The organism is Limnobacter sp. CACIAM 66H1, assembly GCF_001601825.1.
Classification (GTDB): Bacteria; Pseudomonadota; Gammaproteobacteria; order Burkholderiales; family Burkholderiaceae_B; genus Limnobacter.
The window spans coordinates 78,834-100,460 of the sequence record NZ_LUJK01000002.1 but is presented as its reverse complement, the minus strand read 5'-3'; the positions used below and the strand labels follow the sequence as shown (position 1 = coordinate 100,460).

The 21,627-nt window shown below is 53.6% G+C and carries 19 protein-coding genes and 1 tRNA gene; 13 read left to right on the top strand and 7 right to left on the bottom strand.

The window, feature by feature from the left end; all coding sequences use genetic code 11:
- The first annotated feature begins 13 nt into the window (after positions 1-13).
- From A0129_RS01120 to A0129_RS01095, 6 genes are all read left to right on the top strand, one after another.
- Positions 14-1,471 carry a sensor histidine kinase gene (locus A0129_RS01120; protein WP_291711608.1) on the top strand — a complete coding sequence of 486 codons (1,458 nt, stop codon included), beginning with the start codon at positions 14-16 and terminating at the stop codon, positions 1,469-1,471.
- A 39-nt stretch (positions 1,472-1,510) separates the two neighbouring features.
- Complete coding sequence (locus A0129_RS01115; RefSeq protein ID WP_291711606.1) at positions 1,511-2,527, top strand: PhoH family protein; 1,017 nt, start codon at positions 1,511-1,513, stop codon at positions 2,525-2,527.
- Positions 2,517-3,026, top strand: a complete 510-nt coding sequence (gene ybeY / locus A0129_RS01110) for an rRNA maturation RNase YbeY (protein WP_291711605.1) — start codon at positions 2,517-2,519, stop codon at positions 3,024-3,026. Before A0129_RS01115 ends, ybeY begins: the two co-directional genes overlap by 11 nt.
- 92 nt (positions 3,027-3,118) lie before the next feature.
- Positions 3,119-3,194, top strand: a tRNA-Lys gene (locus tag A0129_RS01105).
- A gap of 173 nt (positions 3,195-3,367) precedes the next feature.
- Complete coding sequence (locus tag A0129_RS01100; protein ID WP_291711604.1) at positions 3,368-5,575, top strand: peptidase M19; 2,208 nt, start codon at positions 3,368-3,370, stop codon at positions 5,573-5,575.
- Positions 5,572-7,005 carry a hypothetical protein gene (locus A0129_RS01095; protein WP_291711602.1) on the top strand — a complete coding sequence of 478 codons (1,434 nt, stop codon included), beginning with the start codon at positions 5,572-5,574 and terminating at the stop codon, positions 7,003-7,005. Before A0129_RS01100 ends, A0129_RS01095 begins: the two co-directional genes overlap by 4 nt.
- A gap of 8 nt (positions 7,006-7,013) precedes the next feature.
- Here A0129_RS01095 and A0129_RS01090 read toward each other — a convergent pair whose 3' ends face one another.
- The 6 genes from A0129_RS01090 to A0129_RS01065 form a co-directional block, all read right to left on the bottom strand.
- Positions 7,014-7,667 (bottom strand): peroxiredoxin, encoded by a 654-nt coding sequence (locus A0129_RS01090; protein ID WP_105028278.1) that lies wholly within the window; start codon positions 7,665-7,667, stop codon positions 7,014-7,016.
- 31 nt (positions 7,668-7,698) lie between these two features.
- Positions 7,699-9,381 (bottom strand): sulfatase-like hydrolase/transferase, encoded by a 1,683-nt coding sequence (locus tag A0129_RS01085; protein WP_291711600.1) that lies wholly within the window; start codon positions 9,379-9,381, stop codon positions 7,699-7,701.
- Positions 9,382-9,432: 51 nt separating this feature from the next.
- Positions 9,433-12,000 carry a glycosyltransferase gene (locus A0129_RS01080; RefSeq protein ID WP_291711599.1) on the bottom strand — a complete coding sequence of 856 codons (2,568 nt, stop codon included), beginning with the start codon at positions 11,998-12,000 and terminating at the stop codon, positions 9,433-9,435.
- A 23-nt stretch (positions 12,001-12,023) separates the two neighbouring features.
- Positions 12,024-12,917, bottom strand: a complete 894-nt coding sequence (locus A0129_RS01075) for an alpha/beta hydrolase (RefSeq protein WP_291711597.1) — start codon at positions 12,915-12,917, stop codon at positions 12,024-12,026.
- A complete protein-coding gene (locus A0129_RS01070; protein WP_291711595.1) occupies positions 12,914-13,900 on the bottom strand; it encodes a hypothetical protein in 987 nt (328 codons plus the stop codon). Before A0129_RS01070 ends, A0129_RS01075 begins: the two co-directional genes overlap by 4 nt.
- A 115-nt stretch (positions 13,901-14,015) precedes the next feature.
- Complete coding sequence (locus A0129_RS01065) at positions 14,016-15,113, bottom strand: calcium/sodium antiporter (RefSeq protein WP_291711594.1); 1,098 nt, start codon at positions 15,111-15,113, stop codon at positions 14,016-14,018.
- A 149-nt stretch (positions 15,114-15,262) separates the two neighbouring features.
- Here A0129_RS01065 and A0129_RS01060 point away from each other — a divergent pair, with 149 nt between their 5' ends.
- Positions 15,263-15,610, top strand: a complete 348-nt coding sequence (locus A0129_RS01060; protein ID WP_291711592.1) for a hypothetical protein — start codon at positions 15,263-15,265, stop codon at positions 15,608-15,610.
- A gap of 17 nt (positions 15,611-15,627) precedes the next feature.
- Here the strand turns inward: A0129_RS01060 and A0129_RS01055 are convergent, their stop codons facing one another.
- Positions 15,628-15,975 carry a DMT family protein gene (locus A0129_RS01055; protein ID WP_008250158.1) on the bottom strand — a complete coding sequence of 116 codons (348 nt, stop codon included), beginning with the start codon at positions 15,973-15,975 and terminating at the stop codon, positions 15,628-15,630.
- A 121-nt stretch (positions 15,976-16,096) separates the two neighbouring features.
- Between A0129_RS01055 and A0129_RS01050 the strand changes: the two genes are divergently transcribed.
- The 6 genes from A0129_RS01050 to A0129_RS01025 all read left to right on the top strand — a co-directional run bounded on the left by A0129_RS01050 (position 16,097) and on the right by A0129_RS01025 (position 21,622).
- A complete protein-coding gene (locus tag A0129_RS01050) occupies positions 16,097-16,903 on the top strand; it encodes a DUF547 domain-containing protein (RefSeq protein WP_291711591.1) in 807 nt (268 codons plus the stop codon).
- A 17-nt stretch (positions 16,904-16,920) separates the two neighbouring features.
- Positions 16,921-18,276, top strand: a complete 1,356-nt coding sequence (locus A0129_RS01045; protein WP_291711589.1) for an ATP-grasp domain-containing protein — start codon at positions 16,921-16,923, stop codon at positions 18,274-18,276.
- Positions 18,276-18,872 carry a YHS domain-containing (seleno)protein gene (locus A0129_RS01040; protein ID WP_291711587.1) on the top strand — a complete coding sequence of 199 codons (597 nt, stop codon included), beginning with the start codon at positions 18,276-18,278 and terminating at the stop codon, positions 18,870-18,872. Before A0129_RS01045 ends, A0129_RS01040 begins: the two co-directional genes overlap by 1 nt.
- Before the next feature lie 121 nt (positions 18,873-18,993).
- Complete coding sequence (locus A0129_RS01035) at positions 18,994-19,869, top strand: putative selenate ABC transporter substrate-binding protein (RefSeq protein WP_291711586.1); 876 nt, start codon at positions 18,994-18,996, stop codon at positions 19,867-19,869.
- A gap of 59 nt (positions 19,870-19,928) precedes the next feature.
- Positions 19,929-20,771 (top strand): phosphonate ABC transporter ATP-binding protein, encoded by an 843-nt coding sequence (locus A0129_RS01030; protein ID WP_291711584.1) that lies wholly within the window; start codon positions 19,929-19,931, stop codon positions 20,769-20,771.
- The gene (locus A0129_RS01025; RefSeq protein ID WP_291711582.1) at positions 20,768-21,622 is read left to right on the top strand and encodes an ABC transporter permease; all 855 of its coding nucleotides are present in this window, start codon (positions 20,768-20,770) and stop codon (positions 21,620-21,622) included. The genes A0129_RS01030 and A0129_RS01025 overlap by 4 nt, the downstream gene beginning before the upstream one ends.
- The last annotated feature ends 5 nt before the right edge of the window (positions 21,623-21,627 follow it).

Here is a 21,627-nt window from a genome sequence, read left to right as displayed (position 1 = left end):
GGCAGGTGCCTGATTGGCTTGGTACAAACGCAATCCACTGGCCTCGGGGCAACAACAACGCCGCTCGCTGTTTGGCGAAATTCTGGACTGGATGTTGGCCCCACTGCTCATTTTGTGGCCCATGAGTATTGGTGTGACCTACCTGGTTGCCAAGTCAATTGCCAACGATCCCTTCGACCATATTCTTGACGACAAAATCACTGCGCTGGCCCAAGAGGTGGCGGCGCAAGCGCCCAGCAACCAGTTTTCAATCCCCAAAGAAGCGCTGGAAATTTTACTGGCCGATGGCACTGACCAATTGCGTATTCAAGTGCTTGGCAAAGGTGGTGAATTTTTGCTGGGCGACGAACGAACCCTGCCCATTCCGCAACGCGAGGCCCGGCAAATTGGGGTGGTTAATTTTCGGGACATTGTGGTCAATGGCGAAGACTTTCGTGCAGGCCACCTGTGGATTGAACTGCCCACCGTGGGCGAAAACAGGTTCATGCTGATTCAGATCGCGGAAACACTCGGCAAGCGCGATGGCTTGGCCAATGAAATCATCAAGGGCGTGATTCTGCCTCAGTTTGTTATTCTGCCACTGGCCGTGTTGCTGGTGTGGTTTGGTCTGTCGCGAGGCATCGCCCCGTTGAACAGTTTACTTGACATTATTCGCACCCGAAAACCCGACGATCTCAGTGCCCTGCAAACGAAAGACACACCCGAAGAGTTGCTGCCGGTCATTACCGCCTTGAACGAGCAACTGGAAAGGCTTGAGCAAACCATCGACACCCAAAAACGCTTTGTGGCCGATGCTGCGCATCAGCTTAAAACACCCTTGGCGGGCCTGCGCATGCAAGTTGAATTGCTGAGCGATGAAACCGACGAGGCTGCCAAACTGCGCAGCCTGCGCCGATTAAAAGTGGGCACTGAACGATCCACCCGATTGGTCAACCAGCTGCTGGCGCTGGCCCGCACTGAAGCACCCTCTGTGCTGCAATTTGAAAAGCTGGATTTAACCCACATTGCGCGCACGGTCACCCGCGATTTTGTGCCCGAGGCCATGAACAAACGCATTGACCTGGGTGTTGAAGTACCCGATCACCCGGTGTATGTGAACGGTCAAACCCTGATGCTGACCGAGATGATGAAAAACCTGGTGGAAAATGCCCTGCGCTACACCCCTGAGGAAGGTTGTGTGACCGTGCGGGTGGACGACAGCCCCCAACGCGAAGCCATTGTGCTGGAAGTGGAGGACGATGGCCCTGGCATTCCTGAAAGCGAGCGCAACCTGGTGTTCGACCGTTTTTACCGCGTGCTGGGCACCAGCGAGGATGGCTCAGGCCTGGGGCTCGCCATTGTGCAGGAAACAGCACATCAACACGATGCCAACGTCACCATTCATGACAATCCGAAATCCAGCCACCCCGACAGGCCGGGTACCTTGATGCGCGTCAGTTTCCCGCCGCGCCACCGGCAAATGGAAGATTGAATGCTTAAAATACAGATTCAACTTTTCTAGAAGCACCCCATGAAAGCAAAAGGCAGTGAATGGCACGCCCCCGAAGACGACAACCACAAGCTGGCCAACCTGTGTGGCCCTGTGGACGCCAACCTTCGGCAAATTGAAGCCGCATTGAATGTAAAAATTGCGCGACGCAACGGCACCTTGAATGTGGTGGGCGACAAGGAGAATGCCAAGCAGGCTTTTATCCTGATCAATCATTTTTTCGAGAAAAGTGACAAGCCGGTTACTGCCGACGAAATTCAACTGGCCTTGGTTGAACTGAAAAACACCAATACCGTGGCCAGCACAAAAAAGGATGTTCCGGTGATCGCCGGCGCCGAAGAACCCGTGGTGTTGCGCACCAAAAAAGGCGACCTGCAGCCCCGCACTGAACGCCAGAAAGACTATCTGAAGGCAGTGCTTGATCACGACCTGACCTTTGGTATTGGCCCGGCCGGTACCGGAAAAACCTACCTGGCCGTGGCTTGCGCCGTGGATGCACTGGAACGCGACAGCGTAAAGCGAATTATTTTGACTCGCCCCGCCGTGGAAGCTGGCGAACGCCTTGGCTTTTTGCCAGGTGACCTGAACCAGAAAGTAGACCCCTACCTGCGCCCTCTGTACGATGCGCTTTACGATTTGGCCGGTTTCGACCGTGTGCAAAAATGGTTTGAGCGCAACGTGATTGAAATTGCGCCGCTTGCTTACATGCGCGGCCGCACGCTGAGCCATGCATTCGTCATTCTGGACGAAGCCCAAAACACCACCCCCGAACAAATGAAAATGTTTTTGACCCGAATCGGGTTTGGAAGCAAAGCCGTGATCACCGGTGACGTCACACAGATTGACTTGCCACGCGGTCAGCAAAGTGGTTTGGTACAAACCCAGCATGTGCTGCGCAATGTCAAAGGCATTGCCATGACCTACTTCACCAGCGCAGATGTAGTGCGCCACCCGTTGGTGGCCCGCATTGTTGAAGCCTACGAGCGTTTCCACAACCCTGAACGAACCAGCAATGCTGGTGAAACCAATGACGAGTAGAAACACCAGTAAAACCACAGCGCCGGTTAGTGTGGCCATTCAATGGGCCATGCAAGCCGACCACCCTCCCTTCTCGGAAGTGGACAACAGCCGCATTCGCCGCTGGGCAAAAGCCTGTTTTATGGACAGGGCCGACATCACCATTCGACTGGTGGGTGAGGAAGAAGGCCGGCAACTGAACAATGATTTCCGGGGCAAAGACTACGCCACCAATGTGCTGACTTTTCCCATGGACATGCCCGACCTTGGCGCGGATTCTGGCCTGCCAGTATTCATGGCCGACATCGTCATTTGCCCCGCCGTGGTCGAGCGCGAAGCCGCCGAGCAGGGCAAGGACCCGATTGACCACCTGGCCCACCTGATCATTCACGGCTGCCTGCACGCCCAAGGCTATGTGCACGAAAGCGACAATCAAGCCGAATTGATGGAAAACCGCGAAATTGAAATTCTAAAACGTTTCAGGATTTCAAACCCTTACGTGATTTCAGCCAAAAAATAGTGGCTTTTTACCCGCGCGGGGCTTGACCACTTTTAAAAACTTGGCCATAATCGCGGTCTTCGGTTGAGGGCCAACGCCCAAAAGCGAAATGTGGGTCGTTAGCTCAGCTGGTAGAGCAGAGGACTTTTAATCCTTTGGTCGTGAGTTCGAATCTCGCACGACCCACCACGAGATACAAAAAGCCTGAGTTTAAAAGCTCAGGCTTTTTTCATTTCCGCCCTGCTTTGGATGTGTCGGCCTTTTTACATTACTGGCATTCTCCGTGTCACAAACACATCTAAATCTTGATCACCTTCAGTAACAGCAAATCACCACCAAAAATTTCAATGGGGTTTTGTCTGATGAATGTGAAAGCACTTCTCGCCCTTGGCGCCACAGCAGCACTCCTGTCCGCTTGCCTCTCAAGCGGTGATTCAACAACAAGCGCCAATGCCCCGGGCCAGCCAGTCAATCCCAGCGAGACACCCCTGCAATTGTCAGAATTCTCGGTGGCCAACGGCTGCTTCGGTTTGCAATCAGCATTCAGCAGGCAGTTTGTACAGCCCGCCGCTGCCCGCTATGCCGCAGGCCCCGCCACGCAAGCTGAAAACTTCACCATGCGCCCCACTGAATTGGGCAAGTACCTCATTTACGGCAGCGACCGGCAAATGATCACTGCGCAAGGCAATACGCTGGTGGCCAGCGCAGAACCCACCGACGCAGCCGTGTGGCAGGCCAGTTTTGACAAAGAAAAAAGCCAGTTCACCTTCACTGACACGGCAGGTCGGTTCCTGGCGCTGGACGAAACAGCCGGGCTAACCACAAGCACTGAACAAACCGAACGTACACAATTCAAACTGGCCCCCGCCAGCGACTGCGCCGCCTATCCCGAAATGCCCACTGCCATGGAGGGCACACCCTACAAAGGCCGTGGCGAAAATCAACCCATCATTGGTTTTGCTGACACTCACACCCACATGGGCATGTCCAGCGAAATGTCGCTGGATGGCAGTGTTGGCCCCTCCGCAGGCGGCGTGCTGTATGGCGAGGTAGTGCACCGCTTTGGTATTCCGCATGCGCTGGGCAGTTGCGAGGCTTTTCACGGACCCAACGGCATACGCGATGCCAACAACATTCTGGAAACCACACCGGGCGCCCAGCACGACACACAAGGTTGGCCCACATTTGTAGACTGGCCTCGCCGCAACTTCCTGACCCACCAGGTGATGTACCACGCCTGGGTTGAACGGGCATGGCGCGCAGGTTTGCGTGTAATGGTCAACCACGGCACCAACATTGCCGCCCTGTGCCGAGTGGGTCAAACCTACGCAGGCAAACCTGAAGCCGATTGCAACGACATGAGCGTTGCCACCAAACAGGTGGAATACCTGTATGACGTGCAAGACTATGTGGATGCGCAATTTGGCGGCCCTGGCAAAGGTTGGTACAGAATTGTGAAAACCCCGGCCGAAGCGCGCAAGGTGGCCAATGAAGGCAAACTGGCCGTGGTACTGGGTGTTGAAGTGGCGCAAGTGTTCAACTGTGGCGTCACCATGTTGCCCGGTGGCGGCGAAATCCGCAAATGTGACCAGGCACAAATTGACGCCGAAATCGACAAACTGTGGGCGCTGGGTGCGCGCCATGTGTACCCGTTTCACGACATCGACAGTTCCTTGGGCGGTGCCGGTATTTTCAGTGGCGACGTCATCAACTTCCTGAACTTTCTGGACACCGGTGCTTTCTGGAAAACCACCGAGTGTCGCGACTTCCCAGAGAACGAACCCTCGGTGCGTGAACCTGGTACCAACATGACGACCGCTGTACCCGGCAGTAGCAGCAATGCGCTCACCAAAATGCTGCTTGGAGCTGTGGGCGGCATTACTCCGCTGTACCCCGATGGCAAACGTTGCAATGCGCGCACGGTGACTGACCTTGGCCAGTATGCACTCACGGCGCTGATGAACCGTGGCTTTGTCATTGACATTGACCATGCGGCCTACCACAGCAAAGACATCATGCTGGACCTGGCCGAGACCATGAACCCGCCCTACCCCATGGCTTCCTCACACGATGCGCACGGTGGCCTGACCAGCGACCAGGCGGTGCGTATGCTCAAAAGTGGCGGTGTTATTTACCCCTACAAAGGCAATGGCATCAAGCACGTGGAATTTCTGGAGAAGCTGAAGTTCTGGCGCAACAAGGCGGGCTTGAACAACACCTTGCTTGGCCTCGGTTATGGCGCAGATGGCAATGGCTTTGGTGGACACCCTGGCCCACGTGGTGGCGACAGTGTGCCGGTTCAATACCCATTCACCCTGTTCCGTGGTGAAGGTTGGGGTCCGCGTTATCAGTCCTTGCCAGCCATGAAAGTGAACATGTTGACCATTCCGGAAAGCGGCAAGTTCTGGCACATCGATGAAGTGGGCATGGCCCACTACGGCATGGTGGCCGACTTTGTTGAAGAAGTGCGTCTGGAAGGCGGCGGCGAGGCGATTGATGCACTGTACAACAGCGCCGAGGCCTATGTGCGCATGTGGGAGAACGTTTACTACCGCAACAATCCCAAATGATTGCGCCATTGCTGGGCACCGTGCTGCTTGCGGCGCCGGCCACCGCCTTGGCACACGCCTTCGGTGAACCTGTGCAACTGCCCATGCCGTATGGGCTGTACATTGCAGGCTCTGTGTTGGCGCTGGTGTTGTCGTTCGCATTGTTGGCAATCGGCGGTCAGCCCGGCAGCAAACTGCTCAGTGGGCTGAACGCATACCGCACCCTGCCCTTACCAGCCTGGCCCGCGCGATGGCTCGACAGGGCACGCGCAGCGGGCTCCGCATTGTGGCTTAGCGTCTTGCTGTTCTGCATTGTCACAGGCTTGGTGGGCAGCAACGACAGTCATCGCAACTTCAACATGACCTTCTTCTGGATTCTGTTTGTACTGGGTGGTGCTTACGCGTCCATGCTGATTGGTGACTGGTACAAGCACCAACATCCCTGGCGTTTTTTGCTGCCTCGCGGCTGGATTGGAGTTCGAAAATACCCACGCTGGCTGGGCCATTGGCCTGCGTTTGCACAACTGGTTTGCCTGATCGCCATTGAACTGTTTTTTCACAGCACGCCGCGAAAGCTTGCATTGCTGCTGTTGGCTTTCGGTATTTTTAATTTGGCAGGTATGTGGCTGTGGGGCACCCGCCGCTGGTTGCAACGTGGTGAATTGTTCGCAGTGTTGTTTCGACTATTTGCAGCCTGCACACCGCTGCGCCGAACACGCAGCAGCGATGGAAAATACCGCTGGCGAATTGCCCTGCCCTTTTCTGACCTTCGCCGCTTGCGCCTGTGGCACCCCGCACAGTGTCTGTTTGTGTTGTTTTTGTTATCGTCCACCGCTTACGATGGGCTGCGGGAAACTGCGGTGTACTTCAATGTTTTCTGGCAAGACCCCTGGGGTATCTTAACCGCTGCCTTTGGCGATCATCCGCTTAAAATTTATCCGCAAGTGCGCCCGTGGTTTATTGCCTGGGAAATGGCCTTGCTGATCGTATCGCCATTTTTCTACTTGCTTCTGTTCGTGCTGTTCATTGCCCTGGGGCGCATGCTGACTGGTAGCAAACAACCCATCGCTTTGCTCCTGTGCCGCTATTTACCAAGCCTGGTACCCATCGCCGTGGTTTATCACCTGACGCACTACTACACCTTGCTGTTCAGTCAGGGTTTAAAAATTCGGGGGTTGGTGTCTGATCCCTTCGGATGGGGCTGGAATCTGTTTGGTAGCGCAATCACGGGGCGCTTGCCCTGGTTGCCCGACATGGCCAATATCTGGACCAGCCAGGTACTGCTGATTCTGGTCGGACATGTTGCCGCAGTGTGGTTGGCCCACCAGCAGGCGCTGCAACTTGAACGCAGCAACAGGCGCGCCACATTAAGCCAGCTGCCCATGCTGGTTTTGATGGTGGTATTCACCAGCGTGGGCCTTTGGATACTCGCTCAACCGCTACAAGGCTAATGCAACGATTAACCTGGCATCTTGGTGGTGCGCAGGTAAGGCAACTTGATGTCAATGCTGCCAAATTTCTCGGTGGCCTGTTCATTGTTCAGCGACAAGGCAACAATCACATCCTGCCCCTGAACCCAGTTCGCCGGCGTTGCAATCGGCTTGCCATACGTGGCCTGAAGCGCATCCAGCGCACGCAACACTTCCGCAAAATTTCTTCCCACTGACATGGGATAAGTCATCGACAGCTGCATTTTTTTGTCTGGACTGAAAATGAACACCACGCGCACACTGGCTGAATCGGCAGCCGTGCGGCCATCAGGCAAGTAGGCATTTGCGGGCAACATGTCCAGCGCCTTCGACACTTCAAGCGACTTGTCAGCGATGATTGGAAAGTTTGCTTTCGCACCGGAAAATTTCTCAATGTCACCTTTCCATTGGGTGTGTTCTTCAACACCGTCAACAGACAATCCAATGACTTTCGTACTGCGTTTTTTCCATTCCTCGGCCAGCTGTGCCACTGCACCAAACTCGGTAGTGCACACGGGGGTGAAGTCTTTGGGGTGACTGAAAAGAATGGTCCAGCTGTCGCCGATGAAATCGTGCAACATAAAACTGCCTTGGTCTGTTTCCAGGCTAAGGTTGGGTACCACGTCATTAATTCTCAAACCCATTGATATCTCCTTGTTGAGGAATTTCACGGAACTAGTTGCCAAAGCCTTTCAGCAACGTGGCAGTCAGTTCATTCAAAGTCCCTAAGGGTACTCGCTTCTTCGGCGTCAATCCATCAGTAAAGCCCATGGCTTTGAAACGGTCCAGCAGTGACTTGTCTTTTGAAACAATAAACACAGGCACATCCCATGGCGTCGGTTCTCGCGACACACTGCCCGTAGGCTGATGGTCACCAATCATTACATACACAGTTTCTCGGGGCTCGGGCTGACTGAAATAACCTGCCAGCCACGTATTGGTGTAGTTGATCGTACGCAGGTAATCAGGCTTCATGTATTCCCAATTCACTGGCTCGGCTTGTGCGCGGGCTGCGGCTGCCGAATCGAATGGCTGGGGGCTCAACAGCTTTTTCCAGTCAGGCTGATACGGCGGCACTTGATGAAACGGAAAGTGGCTGGAAATGGTCGGAAAAAAAGTAAACCGGGGTTTGGCCTTTTCATCGCGCGGGTATAACTGCTCAACACGGGCTGCAGCGAACTGATCCGGAATTTTCCAGAAACCAAATGCCGGGCCTTCGTAGTTCAAGGCAGGGCCATCAATGTATTGGTCAAAGCTGTAAAACGCACGTTCCACCCACTCCCAGCCTACGGAATGATAAAGGCCAAACGTTTCGTAACCCTCCCGCTCAAATACATCGAGCAAGGTCGGCCGCTGGGTGGTTAACAGCACATCATGTTTGCGCGAGTCTTTCAAATCAATGCCCGACAACACCGACAAGTGCGCAAGGTCGCTTGCACCACCAATGGTCGGCGACACATAAAACGCCGACACGACATTGCGGCCACTTTCCAGAATCGACTTTTCCAGTTGTGCGCGAGTGTGTGCAACGGCTGCGGAGGAATCTTTTTGGTCGTACAGCACAGCACCATAAGTTTCCAGAAAAATCATGTGCACATCGCGGTTGTTCAATGCTGCCAATGCGGGGCTGTGCGGGTTGGCGAGGGTCTCGTCAATCACTGTCGTGGCAGGTAGCAATTGTGCCTTGCGCGAGGGCACCAGAATGTCGAGCAGCTTCATGGCCTCCTTCCAGTAGACAGGCAACACCGCCTTGGAGACAAAGGTGGGTTTGTCGGGGTCTTCGGAATAATTGAGCAGCACCACTGCACCAGCCAGCATCAAGGCGCTCCAGAACCACAACGTTCTGGCAACGGGTTGCACCGCATTGCTCACGGTGTACATGGCAACCCGCAACAGGCGGAAGTAAGCCCACACAGCTGCACAAGCCAGAAGCGTAACCAGCACGGTCAACCACACAGGCAAGCCTTGAACCGTAACCCAAACAAAGCGTGGAAGCTGCGGCACATCCCAGTACAAATTCACCGGGCGCCCCAAAAGGTTGGGCACCACCACATCGGCATAATGGCCAAAGGCCATCAGAAGATACACAGCGGAGATTACACCCAGCGCCCGGGCGGAAGGCTTGCCAAACACGGCCACCCAAGCGGACAGCAACATGACCAGGCACACAAACTCGGAGGACACGCCCAGATCAGGCAACACATACACCGTGGGCCAAATGGCCGAGAAGCACAGTGTCGAGTTTAAAAAAATCAAGGCCAACAGCAATTGGCCGCTTAAACGCCACTTGGATACTTCTGCGGCTCCTCCGACAGTCAGAGCGAGATTACTCCGTAACGCTGTATCCGTAGAACTCATGACTGCTTCACACCGATTTCATTGTGCGCCACGGCCCGACCGGGCGCAGCACTAAGTAAGGAAACGACCAACGCCGCAACAAAAGGTAAACTTTGAGAAACCAACACCAGGCACACAGGCCAAGTTTTCTCTGGAATCAAAGCCCAACTGGAAATAAATCAGTCCCACTGCACACAACAACACAAATGCCAAAACAGATTCATCGCGTGCTGCATTCACTGCATACAACAAGGCCATTCGATTGGCCATTTTGGGGGTTCGAATAAACGGAATTTTTCGGCCCACAAACAAACCCGACAAGGTGGCCCGTCCAATGGCGTAACTGAGCGACAAACCCGCGAGCGTAGCCGCCAAAGCTGTTCCAAAACTGGCCTTGACCTGCACCAGATATAGAGTAAACAGTTTGGTGATCTTGAACGCAAAAAACATGATGGGCACCACACTGATCAGGAGCGGTGGCGCATTGAACGTGAGCGGATCGAACAACATCAACCCGGACCAGAGCACGGCCAGCAGCGTAAAAATCAGATTGATGCCATCGGCAATCCAGGGCAACCAACCCGCCACGAAATGATAGCGCTGACCTGCACTGAGTTTGCTTGGCCGGGTACCCAGTAACTGACCAGCATGTTCACGCAGAATTTGCATGGCGCCATAAGCCCAGCGATGTCGCTGTTTTTTGTAATCGGTGAAAGTGTCGGGAATCAAACCATGCCCATAGCTTTGGTCGATATACACCGCTTCATGGCCCTGCTCAAAAATTCGAAGTCCCAATTCAGTGTCTTCGGTAATGGTGCTGACACCCCAGCGCCCCACCTGTTCAAGTACAGAGCGACGAACCATGGTCATGGTGCCATGCTGGATAATGGCGTTGCGCTCATTGCGGGTCACCATGCCCAAATGAAAAAAGCCCTTGTACTCGGCATAGCACACAGATTTGAATGCGCTGTCCTTGCCGTCGCGGTAGTCTTGAGGGGCCTGCACAATCGCAATCTCGGGCTTCTCAAACTCGGGAGCAAGGTCTTTCAGCCAGTGAGGCAACACTTTGTAGTCAGCATCAATGACAGCCACCACCTCCGCTTGTGGGCAGGTTCGCTCCAAAGCATAGTTCAAAGCCCCCGCCTTGTAGCCACTCAAGGGGCTGACATGATAAAAGCGGAAGCGCTTGTTTGGATGTTGGTCCAGGTATTGACAATGCGCCTGCACGGGCCGCCAAGTGGCTTCGTCTTTGGTGTTGTTGTCCACCACAATGACTTCAAAGTGGGGATAGTCGAGCCGGCCCAGTGCATTCAAGGTGTCGATCAGCATTTCAGGCGGCTCTTCATACGCCGGTACATGAATGGATACGAAAGGCTGGTAACGCGCGGCACTCAGAACGTCGACCTCTACACCTTTGGGCAAAGTTAACAGCCTGCGCCTGGTGCTGTACCACATCGCCTCGGCCCATTCATGGGCCTCCGACATCACAATCACAAACACACCCACCACGCCCAGCAGCAAAAATACCGAGATCGCCACACTGGCCCAGGTGTGGTACTGCAAGGTGAAATCGTAAATCACATAAATAATCAGGGATGAAATGACAAATGCATTGAAGATCAAGAAGGTTCGCCCGCTGTCTCGCAGGGTTTTGCTATCAATGAGCAACAGGAAAGTCATCATCAACGCCACCACGATAGACGCGGCGGCGAGCAACTTCCATTGCGGTATGGCAATAATCGGTCGATCGGGCTCAAACTTTGGTTCGCGGAACGAATCAAACACGCCCCAGTGTCCGCCCACACTGCCTTCAATGTCTGACTTCCAGGGTTGATCGAAAGCTTCCATCACGTAGAACACCATGTTCTCTTGTTCTGCGCGCTGGATGAATCGACGCAAAAACTTGGCCTGATTGGCCTGGGATGCATCAGCCTGTTTGATGGTGCGCCCATTGCTGGGCCAGCCCACTTCGGTGACCACAATTGGTTTTCCGGGAAATGCCAACTGCAATCGCTTGTAGGTGTTGATTGAAAAATCGACCGCATCATCCAAGGCGATGCCTTCCCAAAAGGGCAGTAAATGGACGGCCAGGTAATCCACGTGCTCAGCCAACTCCGGGTTTTTCAGCCACACATGCCAGGGCTCTGCAGTGCTCACAGGAATATCCGTTTCAGCGCGCACCTGGTCCAGGTAAGCAGTCATTTGCTTCAGGTTCAGGTCTTCTCGCAGCAGGGCTTCGTTGCCCACAATCAATCGGACCACGTTGTAAGGTGGGCTGTGCGCCACTTCGAGCAAACGCTCAAGCTCTTTTTCGTTGGCCGCCAGATCCGGGCTTAACCAGGCCCCAAGCGCCACATTGATGTTGTGCGCCTTGGCCAACGCAGGAATTTCTCCGAATACACCAGCCACGGTGTAGGTGCGAATGGCCAGCGTTTTACCCGCCAGCAATGACAAGTCCCGGTTGATGTCTTCAAGCTTGGGTTCGATGTTGTCAATCGGACTTTGCCCAGCCTGATACGGAGAAAAGGCGAAACCTGGAATGACCTGATTCCAGGGCGGCTCCTGAGCAGGTTGGTTGATGTAACCGTAACCCCCGACAACCAGCAATACAAAGGCAAACAGCGCAAAAACGGAGGGCATGGACGTACTGCTTTAAAATCGATTCAGTGAATTCTATCTTGACCACACAGATGCGCAAGAAGTTCTTGCAGCACGGCGCCCGGTTGCTCGGCTTGAAGAAAATGACCACAGGCGGGGAGAATGCTGGTCCTTACACCCTTGGGGAAACATCCCACTTCAACCATAGGCTTCAGCAGGGCCGCCTGCATGCAGCCATCATTTTCACCTGCCAGTACCAGCGTGGGCACCTTCAACGGTTTTCTGGACAGGGCATAAATAGAGCGGGTCGCAGCTCGGTGCAAGGTGAACAGCGAGCGATAGTAGCGTGTTGCTGCCCAAGCCACACCCGGATTTGAAAACGCATCCAGTACCGGCTGAATTTCGGACTCCGAATACTTCCACCCCGGAGACCAACTGTTCCAGAAGGCCCGAATTCGACCAAACTGGTTGGCCACCAACCTGGCTGGGGCCTTGGCTGATTGCATCTCAAGCATGTAGGCTGAGAGTACAAGCTGCTTGGGCAACAATCGCCAGGCTCTTTCCACTTTTTGAAATGGTGGAATGGCCAGCAAGCTGAGGGTTGTCCATGCCTGCGGGTCGGTAACCGCAGCAGCCATACCGGCCACAGCCCCCCAATCATGCCCCACCAAATGAACCTCTCGCCCTTCAAACAGATTTCGCCACGCCAGCAAATCAAGCCCGGCGTTGAAAGGATCATAATTCGCGTCCGGACTGACCGAGCCAATGGTGTACCCCCGAAGCCACGGCCGAACCACAAGGTAGCCCGCTTGCACCAGCCCCTTGGTCACGCCGTTCCAGCTGTGTGGCGTGTCGGGAAAACCATGTACCAGCATGACGACAGGCCCTTGGTCAGGCCCCTCTGCCATGGCACTAAGCCTTAAATTGTCGTGTTGAAGGTAAAGCGTGTTGTGTGTCATTTGGAACGGCTGAAGTTGCCTCTGAAAAATGCTTCCAGGCGAAAGGTCAATGCCACATAGGGATCACGATTGCCTTCGGTCGGAAAATGGATTTCGGGAATGATGTCCATAAACAGAATATTCTTGTGAATGTCACGCCGATAGTAGGCTTGCAAAATATAGTCCTTGATGGTGTTCTCTCCGCGGTCCTCGCCCACAACAATCAACGCGTATCGCAACGCTGTGCGCGAATTCAGCACGCGGTTAATTTCAGCGGTTTGAGAAAACACCGTGGAATCCCTCATTTCCTCATATTCGGCATAGGTTTGAAAACGCAGTGTTTTTTCCTCATCAAGCGGTTTATTCAAATCGAAATTCGTGCGCACTTGCAAGCCGCGTTGGTTGAATTGGGTCACCCGGCTCGATGAATTGATTTGCCATTTGCTCTCGCTGAAATTCCATTGCCTCAGGGCAGAGTAACGCAGGTAAGGATCAAGTGGTGCACCAAACTTCACCCCCAGCCCCAAGCCTTGTACCCAAGCCTGCTTGGGGTCCTTGGATGAGCGCTGCTCCAGGCCAACTGCCGAATTGTTGGTATCAAAACGTTCGCCCCCGCGCACCTCGCGAATACCTTGCTCGGAAAGACGACCCAAGGGCTCTTCAATGTCGCTTTCAATAATGAGGCGCAACCGCTTTTTGGTGGTGGGCATGTCGACCCGAAAGCGAACGCTGGGATCAAGCTTGGAATCACCGGGTTGAAGCCGGGTGTCCAGTGCAACCCGAAGAAAAGATTGGTTTTCAACAAACAGGCTGTCTTCGGTGCCAAAAAACTGATCAATATTTCGAGCAGTGTTGTCCACCATTCGGGTTAAATCGTAATGCACAGGCTCAAAACGCTCTTGAAGCCAGACGGGCAAATCACTCTCAGTGTTTGCAGCTTGAGCAACACCGCCCAAAGTAAACACGCACAAACCAACGGCAACAACGGTGGGGGCTATTTTCAAAGCCTTCTCCTGATCAAGCTGTACTGCAGGTCAATACACGATACCAATGTACGCCTTTAAGAAAGGGGGCGTAAGTCCCTGAATCCAGTGATCAATGCTGCTAAACACGTCGAGTTCAAGCGTTTGAATTTTCCTCCCCACTTTTTCTGCGCAACAAGCTGACCACCAAGGTGATCACTGTGATTGGCACGACAAAACTCAGCATGGTGTTCGAATACAAATCCAAGGCGTCATGCCCCTGGGCATCGAGAATCAAATACACCACGTAAGCGGTGTAATAGGCCAAAAACACACCGCCCTCCCAACGTGCAATTTCGCGTCCGGTCAAAAAGATTGGTAGGCAAGCAAACGCCACCGCCAACATCACCCACATGTCAAATGCAAGCAGAGAAGACGCGACCTGTAAACCTGCCGGAGCTGCGACCAGACTTGAAATACCCAGGCAGGCAAAAATATTGAAAGTGGAACTGCCCACCACATTGCCCACTGCGATATCGCGCTCGCCCTTGAGCGCTGCCGCAATTGATGTGGCCACTTCGGGCATCGAAGTGCCAGCAGACACGATTGTCAGCGCAATGACCACATCGCTCACACCCATGGCCTTGGCGAACACCACGGCCGAGCCGACCAACCATTCCGAACCCAAGACCAGCAAACCCAATCCCAATACAATCAAGGCCAACTGCACTGGCAATTTGGAATCCAAACTGCCTTGCTCAGCCGGGTGCAATTCTTCATCAAATTCGGTTTGCGTGGCTTTGACTTGCGAGCGGGATTGAATAACAAGAAAAGCGGTGTAAGCCACCATGAGCACTGCAAGAATGCCGCCATCGCTCCACGACAGTTGCCCATCCAGACTTAACAGGAGTAGCAACACTGAAGCACCAATCATGATTGGCACTTCCTGGCGAATCAATTGAAGGTTCACCACCAAAGGTGTGATCATGGCGCTTAGACCCAAAATAAACAGCACATTGAAAATATTGCTGCCCACCACGTTGCCAATCGCAATGTCGGTGGTACCCGCCAGCGCCGCGCCAACCGACACTGCGACTTCGGGCGCACTGGTGCCAAACGCCACCACTGTCAAGCCCACCACCAGTGGGGAAATACCAAACGAAAAAGCGAGATTGGATGCACCACGCACCAGTACATTGGCCCCCAAAATCAGCAAAGCCAGGCCGGCTATGAACAACAACACGTCGATCAACATTGAACTTCCCCTGTGCAACAACCCCATTGTGAGGGATAAGAATTCGCTCGATTTCTCACCCCGGATGTATTTCTCTTACGATGCAAATGTTACCGCCTAAATTCTATAAACGCATGAAACCCGTAATTTTCTGCCTCGAAGACTTCGAAATGCATCGTTTTGTTCTCGAAACGCATTTGACACGCCTGCTTGCAGACCGGGTTGAGGTGAAATATTTCAGGAGTTTGGCACAGCTAAAAGCCTCAAGCGGAGGCTGTCAGCTTCTCATCTCCGACCTGAACGTGATTGATTCCAAAGCAGAAAACACAGCCCGCTTTTTGCTCGAGTATTGTGAACACACTCCTGTCATCGTTCAGTCCACGGAAGAGGAATTACCACGGCAACTCGAGCTTCTGGCCGCAGGTCGAATCTTGGCTGCAGAGAAAGGTGGTCAGGGTCAACGGTTTACACGGGCCATTGAACACTTCATGGCGCAACTTGATCAAAAAGTCGTTTAGGCAAAGCGCGGTCACTGCTAAAGCTTGTCTCTGAAAATAAAGTAAGCCGCACCCACCAGGCACAATCCAGCCCACAAATAATCTAGTTTCAACGGCTCTTTCATATAGAAAACCGCAAACGGTACAAACACGGTCAGCGTGATGATTTCCTGCATCACCTTTAACTGCCCCACCGATAATACGGTGTATCCGATCCGGTTTGCAGGCACCTGAAACAGGTATTCAAACAGGGCAATGCCCCAACTGACCAAAGCCGCAATAATCCAGGGCTTCTGGCTCATGTCTTTCAAATGGGCGTACCATGCAAAGGTCATGAAAATATTGCTGATCAACAGCATGGCTATGGTGACCGGAACAGCAGGCATGGCAACTCCAGATGATTTGGCGAAACTGAGGCGATTAATCTGCGGTAGTGTAACCAAATTGCCTTACCGAGCGAATACGCTCAATACATGCAACTCCAAATTACCTATTGCTTCATCCGTCATGCTTAAATTTGTCAAAACACTGATGCTGACTTTGGCCTTGTTGGTCAGCGGCACCAGCTTCGCTTCCGAGTTTGATCACAACTACACGACATGGAACAGCTTGCTGGCCAAGCATGTGAAGTGGTTACCCGACAACAAACAAACCGCTGTGGATTACGCTGGCTTTCAAAAAGACCGGCAGGCATTGAAAACAGTGTTGAATGATTGGTCCTCGGTTAGCCAGGCCGAGTTCAACGGGTTCTCCAGAAATCAGCAAATGGCATTTTTAATCAACGCTTACAATGGATTTACCATTGAATTGATTTTGACCAAGTATCCAAAAATCAAATCCATCAAGGAAATTGGTGGCGTGTTCAGCAGCCCCTGGAAACAGGAATTTTTTACCCTGTTGGGTGAGAAGCATCACCTCGACTGGATTGAACACGAACAACTTCGCCCCAAGTACAAAGAGCCACGGGTTCATGCCGCAGTGAACTGTGCCAGCATTGGCTGCCCGGCCTTGCGCAACGAAGCCTTCACCGCCACAAAACTGAATGCCCAGTTGGACGATGGCATGCGCAGGTTTTTAAGTGACCCGAGCCGCAACCGTGTCAAGAACGGCGAATTGCAGGTCAGCCCAATTTTCAAATGGTTCGCTGAAGACTTTGAAAAGGGTCACCAGGGTTTCAAAGAAGTGAAGGATGTATTTGCAAAATGGGCCAAAGACATGGGGTCCACACCAGAAATAGTCGATAAAATCGCATCCAAATCACTGCCGCTTGCGTATACAGAGTACGACTGGTCGCTCAACGACATTCCACGCTAATCCTGATTCGCCTTTTCATGCCTCATCCTAAAACGCTGCTGCTGTTCAACTACGACTGGGATGCCTTGGGGGCCGACCGGCTTCGCAAGCAATGGCCCAGTGTGGTTTCGGGTTTCGACTTGTTCACGTTCCCGAGCAATGCGCGCCTCGCCTGGTTTGACACGGAACGCTTTGTGGCCAAAGCCGCGTTACTAGCGAAATTGCACGGCGCCAAAGCCGTGGCATCCAGCCATGAGCAGTTCGGTGCGCTGTGCGCTGCCCTTCTGGCCGAGAAAATGGGCTGGCCCGGCACACCTGTGAATGCGATTCTGGCCTGTCAACACAAATTACATGCCCGTGAGGTCTTACAACAAGTTGCACCGGAAGCGAACCTGCCTTTTGCGCGCTTGAACGCGGCCTATGGCGGCCCAGTGCCGCAAGGCATTGAATACCCGCAATTTGTGAAACCCGTGAAGGCCGCATTCTCGGTGCTGTCACGACAAGTTAAAAGTGCCCAGGAACTTCACGACCACACACGCTTTGGCCCCTGGGAACTCTGGGTGATCAAGCACCTGGTGGAACCTTTCGAACGGGTTGCAAAAAAACGCCTTCCCGAAGCAGGCACTGCGCACAGCATGATGTTGGAGGCGCCGATGCGCGGGCGGCAATACAACCTGGATGGTTACGTGTGGCAGGGTGAGGTTCGACCCTTGGGTGTGGTTGATGAAATCATGTACCCGAACACCGACGCTTTCATGCGCTTTGAATACCCCAGCAAGTTAGGCACCGATGTGCAGGCTCGTGCAGCCGATGTTGCCCGACGTTTTCTGAATGCAGTTGGTTTTGATCACGGCCTGTTCAACATGGAATTTTTTCATGATCAGGCCACCGACAAAATCACGGTAATTGAATTCAACCCACGTATGGCTTCTCAGTTTTCTGACTTGTATTTGCGTGTGGACGGCATCGATTTGCATGAGATCGCGTTTGCCCTGGCGCATGGCATGGACCCAGCCACCCTGCCACGCAAGGTGCCCACCGCTGGGGCCACTGCAAGCTTTGTCTACCGGTCATTCGACCCGAAAGCCACGGTGCCGTTTCCCAGCTTTGCGCGAAAAGCCGCCTTCCGAAAAGCCTTCCCGGATGCTTTACTGTTCGAATATCCCAAAGATGCCAAAGAACTGCACAGGGACTTCAAATGGCTGCGCAGTTATCGCTACGGTATCGTCCACCTGGGCGGTGACAACGCGCGCGATCTTCGTGACCGCTGCGAACAGGCCAGTACCTTGCTGGGCTGGCCGGCACCCTATCTCGAAGACCCTGCCGGAACTGTTTTCTGTGAAACAGGTCAGTTCACCGACTTGATTCAACCACGCACAGGAGAAGTATTTTGATGATTACACGCACCCAAAAGTTTCTGATTGCTGCAGGCCTGGTGCTGGGCCTGAGCGGCTGCAGCGCGGTGACTGCCCAAAACCCGGCCAGCGAATTGACACCCGTGAATGCGGCTGAAATGGAAGGCGCGGATCGCCTGATGTTGTTTGGCGCGGATGTCGTGGCGTATTTCACGCAAAACGCTTATGTGCAGGGCAAACCTGAATTCAGCAGCACCTATCAGGAAGTCGACTTTCACTTTTCAAGCGCTGAACACAAGGCCCTGTTTGATGCAGAACCCACCAAATACATTCCGCAGTATGGCGGCTATTGTGCCAACGGCATCATGTTCGGCATTCCGTGGGGAGGCAATGCTGGCGATTTCCGCGTAGTGAACGACAAACTGTACATTTTCGGCGGGGCCGTGTCTCAGGCAGCCTTCGAACTGGAAATGGATAAGAACATTGCGCTGGCCGACGATTACTGGGAGCAGGAGGTGAAAGGCAACAACAGCTTCATTCAACGCGCCAAGCGTTTGGTGATTCGCGTACCCCATTACAAAACAGGGGAAGAGCAGGCCGCTGAGGTTCAGGCTGCAGGCAAGTTAGGCAGCTAAGGGTTAAAGGACTAAACGTTAAAAAAACAGTCGTATCAACATTTTACGGTTAAAAGCCCAATTGTTTGTGCGATTATCAATTTCCGGGTTATTTCCAATCGTTCTATACAACGAGGTACTCATGAAAAGTTCAGCATTATCCATGTCACGCCGTCTGTTCTCTGTGGCCGCCCTTGCGCTGGCTGCCGGTTTTTCGGTGTCTGCTCACGCAGAACAGGTGTTGAAAGTCACCACCATTCCTGAAGAGGCTGCCACAGAACAAATTCGCAAGTTCGAACCGCTGGCTGCCTATTTGTCCAAAGCCGTGGGCATGAAAGTTGAATTCACGCCTGTCAGCGACTACCCCGCCGCAGTTGAAGCCTTGGTGAACAAGAAAGTGGATCTCGTCTGGTTCGGTGGCTTTACTCATGTGCAAGCCAACTTGCGCTCCAACGGCAAGGTGATCCCCATTGCCCAACGCGTCGAAGACACCAAGTTTCAGTCTGTATTCATTGCCAAAACCGACTCGGGCATCAAAACCCTGCAAGACATGAAGGGCAAACAGGTGTCATTCGGATCACAAAGCAGCACCTCCGGCCACCTCATGCCACGCAGCTTCCTGCTTGAAGCAGGCCTGGAGCCCGAGAAGGCATTCAAGCGTGTAGCTTACTCTGGTGCACACGATGCCACGATCGCCTCAGTGGTCAGCGGCAAAGTGGATGCAGCTGCGCTGGACATCACAGTGTGGAAAAAGTTTGTCAACGAAAACAAGGTCGACACCAAGGCGGTAGACGTGTTTTACACCACACCACCCTACTACAACTACAACTGGACAGTGCATCAGGACATGCCAGCCGATTTGCGCAAGAAAATCCAGAAAGCCCTGTTTGACCTGGACCCGGCAGTGCCTGAGCATGCTGAAATCCTGAAGTTGAACCGTGCTACACGGTATGTCGATACCAAACCTGAAAACTACAAAGGTTTGGAAAGCGCCGCTCGCAGCGCTGGCTTGTTATAATCAAAGAGTAGAAGGGGGCCCGCACTGGGCCCTCGCAGTAATATGGGGAACGCAGCGCAGTGAAGCTTCAAATTCAGGACATTGATGCCTGCCATCCCTCGGCACCCTCCAGCAGCACACCGGCGATCAAGAAAATGTCGCTGCAAGTGGACAGCGGAGAACAAATCGCATTGATCGGGCCCTCAGGCGCAGGCAAGACCACGCTGCTTCAGGTGCTCTCATGCACCCTCAAACCGTTGAATGGCAAGGTCAACTTAAACGACCAAAATCCCTGGGCCTTAAGCAAGCGCAATTTGCAAAAGCTGCGCGGTCAATTGATTGTTGCGCCCCAGGTTCCGCCACTGCCACCACGGCAACGCGTGATCACTTCAGTTTTGGCCGGGCGTTTGCCGGCCATGAACCTCGCGCAAAGCATCAAATCGTTGTTCTATCCGGTTGATATTCCGGCTGCGCACCACGCGCTGAGCAAGCTTGATTTGCCCGAGAAAATTTTTGAACGCGTTGACCGGCTTTCGGGTGGTGAACGCCAAAGGGTTGGTTTGGCCCGCCTGTTCGTCTCCCCTGCCAAACTGTGGCTTGTGGACGAACCCTTGTCAGCACTTGACCCCACTCGGGCTCGGCTGGCCATGTCGGCACTCACAGAGACTGCACGCGAAAACGGGATTACCTTGGTGTGCACCTTGCACCAGGTGGACATGGCTTTGGCATTCTTCAATCGCATTGTGGGCCTGCGCCATGGCCAAATCGAATTTGATTTGCCCACCGATCAAGTAACCCCGGCGATGCTGAAATCACTCTACTCTCAATATGAGCATGAGCTTCTGGGTCAGCAAGACCGTGAATTGATCGAGAAACAATTCGAGCGTGTAACGCCCGCAGTTGTGGTCAACAATTGCCGATGAACAGCCTGCATTTACCAGTACATAACCCACGGTTTGATGTGCCGGCACGCGACCCGGCCTGGCATCAACGGCTGTTCTGGATCATTTTTACAGTCCTGCTGTTGTGGCCGCTGACCGAGGCCACCGAATTTCGGCCTTCGGTTTTGTTTGAAGCCGAAAACATGAGAATCAGCGCCGAGTTTATTGGCAGCTTTTTCCCACCGGTACTCGAACCCGATCTGCTCGCCAGAATTCTGCGTGAAACCTGGAAAACAGTGGCGATTGCCACAGCGGGTATGGTGCTGGCGCTCGTCATCGCCTTTCCGCTCACCATTTTGTCCACGCGGGTTTTGTCGGTATCCGCCATCTCGGGGAAAATGGCTGCACTGCCCTTCGCGATACGGCAAACCATCCGCTGGACCTTGATTGTGCTCCGAAGCATTCCCGAGCTGGTGTGGGCATTGGTATTTGTTCGCGTAGTGGGTCTTGGCCCCACCGCTGGCGTGCTGGCGATTGCACTCACGTACGGCGGTATGTTGGGCAAAGTCTATGGTGAAATTCTGGAAAGTGGGGAGACCACCCCGACAGAGACATTGCTGAGAAACGGCTCTGGCCGTTTACAGGCTTTCTTTTACGGGCTGTTGCCCCAGAACGTGATGGAGTTGACGTCCTACACGGTGTACCGCTGGGAATGCGCAATTCGATCCTCGGTCGTACTGGGCTTTGTAGGTGCAGGCGGGCTGGGGCAAGAGCTCGACAACTCGATGAAAATGTTCAACGGGGGTGAAGTATCAACCATGTTGATCGTTTTCATCTTGTTGGTGGCTTTGGCCGATGCAGTCAGCGCGTTTTTCAGGAAGCGACTGCTATGAGTAAT